Here is a 4606-nt window from a genome sequence, read left to right as displayed (position 1 = left end):
TAGCGCGCCTGCCGATCGTTACCTTGTTGAATTTTGAGGTGCACGCGGATTATTTTTCGCGCCGAATAATGGGTGCGCGAAGTTTGCCGAGTGAGTTTTGCGCGCGCATGCGTGTCGCGTTGCCGAAACGGGCGCCCGCTGCCAAAACGAGCGAGTTTTGCGGGTGCGTGCCGCTGGATTGCCAGAACGGACGAGTTTTGCGGGTGCCGCGCGGGTCCGCTGTCAAAACAGACGAGTTTTGCGGGGATTTTTCGCCCTGGCGGCGTGGGTTGCTGACAAGCGTTTTACATCGTGCCTGGTCATCGAGATGCGATGTGGCTTTATCCTCATTTGAGGACCAGCAAAACTCGCTCGTTTTGACAGCGGCTGGACTTCGGAGCCCCGGACTCGGGGGATTTAAGGTTCCGAAAGCCCGAAGCTCTGGAAATCAAGGTTCGGGGACTCCAAGGTTTCGGGGGTTTGGGGATTCGGAACCCCGGACTCCGGGGATTCGGCACCAAGGCTCTAGGGGCCCAGCCCCAGCCCAGCCCCAACCCCAGCCAACCCAGCCAGTCCCAACTCCTTCGCGCACCCCGCCTGGCGCCGAGGGCGGCACCCCGCTGCGGTCCCTCCCCGAATCGCCGCGATTTCGCGTCCAGCGCAATCCTGCCTTCTGCCGCCAGGATCACGCGCCTCGCAAAGGTCCTGCACCTCGCCGATTGGCCTGTGTGCTTTCGCGGAAGAGCGGTTGGAGAATGCTATGATAGCCGTTACACGAAAATGCATGAATTACGGGAACCATGGGAGAAAGGGCGGAGCAGCTATGCTCTTGTGCGCACAGTACGTTCTTCCCATCACGTCCGAGCCGCTGCATAACGGCGCGGTGCTCGTTCGCGACGGGGCTATTCGCGACATCGGCTCGATCGACATGCTCAAGCTGCGCTACCCCGACGAGGAAGTGGTCGACTTCGGCATGGCCGCCATTATGCCGGGTCTTATCGATTTGCACACGCATCTTGAGAACGCGGTCATGCGCGGAATCGTGCATGACGTTCCCTATACCACGTGGATCATGTCCATGATGGAAAAAAGCGCGAAGATGGACGTGAGCGACTGGTACGACTCCGCTATCCTGGGCGGTTTGGAAGCGCTTTCCAGCGGCATCACGTGCGTTGCGGACATCACGGCAACGGGCGCGGCGTGCACGGCCACGCAGAAGCTGGGCATGCGCAGCGTCATCTACCGCGAGGTGGGCGCCATGGACAAGCGTCGCGTGGACTACGCGATGCGCCTGGCGGAAAACGACATCATGCACTGGCGCGAGGAAGTGGACGGCGACCGCATCACCATCGGCGTGGCTCCCACGTCCATGTACGCATGCCATCCGTCCGTGTTCGGCAAGATATCCGAGTTCGCTCGCCGCGAGAACGTCCCCGTCGCCATGCACATGGCGGGCAACCGCGAAGAGTACAACTTCATCAAGTACGGCTCCTCGCCGTTCTCGGTGCACACCATGGACCAGAAGCGCGGTTTCGTTGAGATTCCGCCGTGGCTTCCCACGGGTACCACGCCGGTTCGTTATGCGCTGAACTGGGGCGCGTTCGAATCCGACAACGTGCTGGCCATTCATTGCGTGCATGTTGACGACAAGGACATTCAGAAGCTCAAGGAATACGACGTGGGCGTGGCCGTGTGCCCGCGCTGCAACGCGCAGCTGGGCATGGGCGTTGCCCCCATCGACAAGTTCATGCGCGCCGGCTTGCGCATGGGCCTGGGCACCGATTCGCCTGCCGCAACCGACTCCACGGACATCCTCATCGAGATGCGCATCGGCATGTTGGTGCAGCGCGCTGTGAACGTGGGCACCTTCCTGGATTCGCAGACCATGCTGGAGATGACCACCATCGGCGCGGCGCGCGCGTTGAAGCTTGACGACAAGATCGGCTCGCTGGAAGTGGGCAAGCGCGCCGACATCGTGGCGCTTGACCTGTCGGGTTCGCATCAGACGCCCACAAGCGATCCGGTTTCGGCCGTCGTGAACGCGTGCAGCGGCTCGGACGTGCTCATGACCATGGTCGACGGCGTTTCGCTGTACGAGAAGAACAAGTGGAACGTGGGCGTGGAGGTTGCCAAGAACATCGCCCGCGTCATCGAGATCCGCGGTAAGTTGAGGGTATAGCACATGGGAACGAATCAAAAGCTGACGGCAAAGCAGAAGAGCGACCGCATCAAGGCCGCTCAGGAGCGCGAGCGCAAGGACAAGGAGCGCCGAGAGGCCGCCGAGAAAACCAAGAAGCTGTTCACGATCGTGATATGCGTGATCTTGGTTTTGGCGCTGGGCATCCCAACGGTGGCCCTTGCGTTTTTGGGGACCGGCTCGTAGGCGCTGGTTTCCGGGTTGTTCGGATGAAGGCGGGGCGGACGCATGTGCGTTCGCCCCGTGCGTTTTTTGGCGTTGGTGCGTGCGTACGCGCCGCAGGAGTCGGCCGGTTTCGGTTCCGGGCATGTGGCGCGTACGTTGCTTCCTGGGTGCGAGTTCCGGGCGCATCGTCGGTGCGGGCGTCCCGTGATTTCATGACTTCGATTGTTGCCGCTGCGGCGATCACGGTGCTCGTCGTGCCCGGTACGCCCCGATGCCGGGGAGTTCTCGCACACTTTTTATTGCCAAGTAGACTCCTTTGCCTTACGCGGGCGCGGTTGTGATACTATAAATCGTTGCCGCGCAGAGGCGCGGCGTTGAGAAGATGATAAGACCGCACAAAGGGGTTTGCTTTGTTTGGTATCGGTGGATTCGAGTTATTCCTCATTCTGCTGTTCGGGTTCCTTATTTTCGGGCCCGATAAGCTGCCAGCAATGGCTAAGACGTTGGGGAAGGCAATCAGCAAGTTCAGAAGCGCTCAGGAAGAGATGAACAAGGTCATCAAGACGGAAGTCTACGACCCCACCTCTGACGAGCCGTTCAAGAACCCGCTCGAGGCCCTGTCGAAGGTGTCCGAGATCGGCAAGGACGACAAGAAGGAAGAGAAGACCGAAAGCTTCTCGGAGCGCAAGGCTCGTTACGACAAGGAGCGCGCGGCCAAGAAGGCTGCCGAGGCCGAGAAGGCCGCGGAGGCGCCGGCTGCCGCTGCTGCGACGGCCGCGGCTACGACGGCCGCTGCTGCGTCTGCGACGCCGAAGCCCATCGCGAAGCCGGACGGGTCGTTCGAAACGCCGAAGCCTGTCGAGGCTGCTGCCGCGCAGCCGGCAACCGCCGACGCCGCCTCCAAGGCCAAGCCCTCGCCCGACGAGCTGTACGGCACGAAGCCCGCAGCCAAGGCGTCGACGCCCGCCGCGAAGGCCCAGCCCGCACCCGCCGCCAAGCCTGCTGCAACCGCGACGGCCGCCAAGCCCGCAGCTGCCAAGCCGGAAGCCAAGGCCCCGGCGAAGTCCGCCGCGAAGAAGCCTTCTGCCGCTAAAAAGCCCGCAGCTGCCAAGACCGATGCTGAGAAGGCCGCCGCACGTTCCGCTGCGGCGAAGAAGGCCGCCGCTACGCGCGCCGCAAACAGGAAAGCCGCTGAAGCTGCCAAAGCTGCGGCCGAGAAGAACGAGAAGGGGGAATAAGCCATGCCTATCGGACCGGCACGTATGCCCCTGTTCGACCACCTGGGCGAGCTGCGCATGCGCTTGGTGCGCATCATCGCTTGCTTGGCTATCGCGGTGGTCGTGTTCTACATGGCGACGCCCATCATGGGCCAGTTCTTGCTGCTGCCTATTTCCGAATTCTTGCCTCAAGATGCAAGCGGGTTTGCATCGTTGCAGGCCATCGACCCCTTTGAGGCGTTCTCGACGCGTTTCAAGATTTCGCTGTGGGCCTCGCTTGTTGCCTGCGCTCCGGTGATCTTGTGGCAGATCCTCGCTTTCTTCCTGCCAGCGCTGAAGCCGAGCGAGCGCAAGTGGTTCATCCCCACGTTTGCCGCCGCCGTGGCCCTGTTCATCTTCGGCACGGTGTTCTGCTACCTGATCATCCTGAACCCGGCGTTCCAGTGGCTGACGGATCAGGCGGCAGGCCTGGGCACCGTCGCGCCGCGCATGTCGTCGTACATCGACATGATCATCAAGTTCGAGCTGGGCTTCGGCGTGGCGTTCGAGCTTCCCCTGGTCGTGTTCTACCTGGTCATCTTCGACGTGGTGCCCTATAAGAAGCTGCGCGGCAGCTGGCGCATGGTCTACGTGGTGCTCATGGTCATTTCCGCCATGGCCACGCCCGACGCCTCGCCGGTCACCATGCTGCTCATGTTCGCTGCCATGATCGGCATGTACGAGGTCAGCCTGCTTATCTCGCGCATCGTTCTGAGCAAGCGCATCAAGAAGCAGAACGAGGAGATCGAGCGCGAAGAAGCCGAAGAGGCGGCGCAGGATGCCGCATTAGCCAAGACGAAAGCAAAGAAGGCCAAGAAGTAACGGTTCTCTGATACTGCGTTTGTTTATGACGGCCTGTCGCGTTTGCGGCAGGCCGTTTGCGTATTCCGAGTGGCGTTCGCGCCAAGGCTTCGCATCTTGGCTTCGCGCGCCGCGAACATTCGGATACTATGGGCGGGGACGAAAAACAAGTGCGAAGGAGCGGCATGCACGAATTAGGGATCATGAC

At 61.6% G+C, this 4606-nt stretch carries 4 protein-coding genes; all 4 read left to right on the top strand.

The features are described 5' to 3' along the window. Positions 1-802 precede the first annotated feature (802 nt). The 4 genes from ACMNI9_RS09200 (at position 803) to tatC (ending at position 4419) form a co-directional block, all read left to right on the top strand. Positions 803-2158, top strand: a complete 1356-nt coding sequence (locus ACMNI9_RS09200; RefSeq protein WP_114567256.1) for an amidohydrolase family protein — start codon at positions 803-805, stop codon at positions 2156-2158. A gap of 3 nt (positions 2159-2161) precedes the next feature. Continuing rightward, a complete protein-coding gene (locus ACMNI9_RS09195; RefSeq protein ID WP_114567255.1) occupies positions 2162-2362 on the top strand; it encodes a CASC3 protein CASC3 in 201 nt (66 codons plus the stop codon). Between the two features lie 389 nt (positions 2363-2751). After that, complete coding sequence (locus ACMNI9_RS09190) at positions 2752-3579, top strand: twin-arginine translocase TatA/TatE family subunit (RefSeq protein WP_114567254.1); 828 nt, start codon at positions 2752-2754, stop codon at positions 3577-3579. A 3-nt stretch (positions 3580-3582) separates the two neighbouring features. After that, positions 3583-4419: a twin-arginine translocase subunit TatC gene (gene tatC / locus ACMNI9_RS09185; protein ID WP_114567253.1), complete on the top strand. Its 837-nt coding sequence runs from the start codon at positions 3583-3585 to the stop codon at positions 4417-4419. The last annotated feature ends 187 nt before the right edge of the window (positions 4420-4606 follow it).

Source organism: Paraeggerthella sp. (genome assembly GCF_048427265.1).
GTDB lineage: Bacteria > Actinomycetota > Coriobacteriia > Coriobacteriales > Eggerthellaceae > Paraeggerthella > Paraeggerthella hominis.
The sequence above is the reverse complement of the archived record's forward strand: the minus strand, read 5'-3'. Positions and strand labels throughout refer to the sequence as shown.

Excerpts from the sequence above, each read along its gene's own strand:
- ACMNI9_RS09200 (WP_114567256.1), top strand. The coding sequence starts at position 803 with ATGCTCTTGTGCGCACAGTACGTTCTTCCCATCACGTCCGAGCCGCTG.
- ACMNI9_RS09195 (WP_114567255.1), top strand. The coding sequence starts at position 2,162 with ATGGGAACGAATCAAAAGCTGACGGCAAAGCAGAAGAGCGACCGCATC.
- tatC (WP_114567253.1), top strand. The coding sequence starts at position 3,583 with ATGCCTATCGGACCGGCACGTATGCCCCTGTTCGACCACCTGGGCGAG.